Annotated in this window: 3 protein-coding genes; all 3 read right to left on the bottom strand. The window is 46.6% G+C overall.

Annotated elements, in window-relative coordinates:
- The coding region (locus B7Y67_RS14810) for a molybdopterin-dependent oxidoreductase (protein WP_293599299.1) at nucleotides 1-773 on the bottom strand (773 nt) is incomplete at its 3' end.
- 123 nt (nucleotides 774-896) lie between these two features.
- On the bottom strand, nucleotides 897-1,799 hold the full coding sequence (locus B7Y67_RS14815) for a bifunctional enoyl-CoA hydratase/phosphate acetyltransferase (protein ID WP_293599297.1): 903 nt from the start codon (nucleotides 1,797-1,799) through the stop codon (nucleotides 897-899).
- A 5-nt stretch (nucleotides 1,800-1,804) separates the two neighbouring features.
- Entirely contained in the window at nucleotides 1,805-2,605 is an 801-nt protein-coding gene (locus B7Y67_RS14820; RefSeq protein ID WP_293599298.1) for an IclR family transcriptional regulator, read from the bottom strand.
- Nucleotides 2,606-2,662 lie beyond the last annotated feature (57 nt).

The following is a 2,662-nucleotide window of genomic DNA, read 5'->3' on the forward strand; positions in this document are numbered from 1 at the left end:
GAATCTGGGTCAAATAAAAATAATCCTTCTTCAGGACCTGCATCAAGGCAAACTAATTGACCGGAATTACTATAGCGCTTTAGAAAAGCTGCATCGTATTGTTCAGTGCGAATTAACTCATGCATGAGGGCCATAAACAAGGCGCCATCTGTTCCGGGTTTGATCGGAATCCACTCATCCGCTATAGCAGAGTAGCCGGTACGAACTGGGTTAATGGATATAAAGCGACCGCCTGCCCTTTTGAATTTTGACAGAGCGATTTTCATTGGGTTGCTGTGGTGATCCTCAGCCGTACCAATCATGATGAATAGTTTTGCATGATCTAGATCAGGGCCACCAAATTCCCAAAAACTGCCACCAATGGTGTAAATCATTCCAGCAGCCATGTTGACGGAACAAAATCCGCCATGCGCTGCATAGTTTGGTGTGCCAAACTGGCGAGCAAATAGACCTGTTAAGGCTTGCATCTGATCGCGCCCGGTAAATAGAGCGAACTTCTTTGGATCAGTTTCTCGGATCTTTTTTAAGCGATCGACTAGTAATTCAAATGCTTGCTCCCAGCTGATTTCATCAAACTCGCCAGCCCCTCGATCACTACCTTCTTTTCGCAACAGGGGTTTGGTGATGCGCGCTGGAGACTTCTGCTTCATGATGCCCGCAGATCCTTTTGCACATATAACGCCTTGATTTAATGGATGCTCTGGATTGCCATCAATGTATACCAGCTCACCATCGCGAAGGTGAGCTCGAATCCCACAGCGGCAAGCGCACATATAGCATGTGGTCTTTTTAATTTCAGTTGCAGGTGCTTGCTTATGGATTGGATCGTGAATGGGATCTTTTGAAAAAATCTTAAACATGGTTTCTGGTTTCTTAAGGAGAGTCGTATATCAGGTTTAGGCTATGCGCATTGCTAATGCGGTGGATGCTACTCTAGAAAATACTGAATCTGAACGGGATGTCAGAATGATAGGGACGGTAGTGCCCAAAATTGCCCCAGCACATTCGGCTCCCGCCATGTAGATGAGTGATTTATACAGAATATTGCCAGCCTGAAGGTCAGGGGCCAGTAATAAATCGGGATCACCGGATACGGCAGAATCAATTCCTTTGGTTTTTGCTGAGGCCGCAGACAATGCATTGTCAAAACCAAACGGCCCCTCGATCAATGCCCCCGGAGCGAAGGGTTCAGTGCGTTGTAGATCTACTAATGTCTTTGCATCTGTGGTTGCCTGCATCGCTGGATTGATTACTTCTGTTGCGGCAATAATGGCCACCTTTGCCTGATGTATTCCTAGCTTAGCAAGCGCATCTAGACTATTGAGCAGGATATGTTTTTTATGCTCAACGGTTGGCGCAATGTTCACAACACAGTCGCTGATTCCAATCAGCTTGTGGTAGCTACTGAGTTCAAACAAAAAAATATGGCTCGTTCTGCGCGCCGTTCTCAAGCCTTCCTTGCCTACTACTGGCCCCATTAAGTCTTCAGTATGAAGAGAGCCTTTCATAAGGGCGGCAAGCTTTCCCGCCTTTGACATTTCTACCGCAATCTTGGCAGCCTCAACGGGATTGTTGGGGGTATCAATAATTTCTATGCCATCAATATCAAAAGAGTATTGCTTTGCAAGAAGCACAATATTTTCTCGCGGACCAATCAGAATAGGTGTGCAGAGAGCATGTTTACGAAGCTCAACAACGGTTTCTAAGGATGGCTCGCTCAGTGGAAAGACAACCCCCAAGGGTTTAGTGCCCTTGGCGTTATTAATGAGATCTTGTAGAAGAGGGAATGGATGGGCCATGCTGCTCAGTTTAGGGTATTAGAAATTCGCTCTGCTGCAGCACGTAATTGAGGAATGTATTCCATCGCCTGATTAATTGGTAAACGTGCTGTCGCAGCATGAATTGCAATCGCCGCAACAGCATCACCATGCTTATCTTTGACGGGGACTGCAACGCAGGAGACTCCAAGAACATATTCTTCATTATCAACCGCATAATCAGTGCTAATAATGCGGTCTAGCTCTGATTCAAGAAGGTCGCGGTCCGTGATGGTTCGGTGCGTGAACTGCTCTAGTGGAAGATTGTCTAGTAGTTTTGCGCGCTCTTCGGGCGGCTTAAATGCCAGCAGGAGCTTACCGCTCGCGCTGCAATGCGGAGGCAGAACCGTTCCTGGCGGTAGGTGGAGACGTAAGGCCCAGTTAGCCTCCACTCGGTCTAGATAGAAGAGCTCTCCACGACGAAGCACGGCTAGGTTGCAGGTTTCCTTCAGATCTGAAACGAGTTTTCGTAAGATTGAGTGGCGCACACTGGAAACGCTGTCATGGCAAAGTGTTTCAATAGCCAGGCTCGCAAGTCGCTGGCCTGGTGTGTAAGCTTTTCCACCTGGCTCACGCATCACCAGACCTGCCTCTTCAAATATAGCTAAAGTACGATGTAGAGAGGCTTTTGGCATCCCGGTAATCTGCATGAGCTGAGCCAAGGAAGCGGGTTGTCGAAGGTTCGCAAGTGCCTCAAGAATGACTACCCCTTTGAGCATGGAAGAGTTTTCGCTCAAAGCATCTTTTTTTGCGATATCCAGATTTTCAATTATTTCTAGATCAGACATTGAATTAATCTCATAAAATTACATATTTTGTTCATTTTAATAGAACATGTGGACTTT

Source organism: Polynucleobacter sp. 35-46-11 (genome assembly GCF_002281105.1).

Coding starts and splice junctions, on each gene's coding strand:
- B7Y67_RS14815 (WP_293599297.1), bottom strand. CDS start 1,799: ATGGCCCATCCATTCCCTCTTCTACAAGATCTCATTAATAACGCCAAG.
- B7Y67_RS14820 (WP_293599298.1), bottom strand. CDS start 2,605: ATGTCTGATCTAGAAATAATTGAAAATCTGGATATCGCAAAAAAAGAT.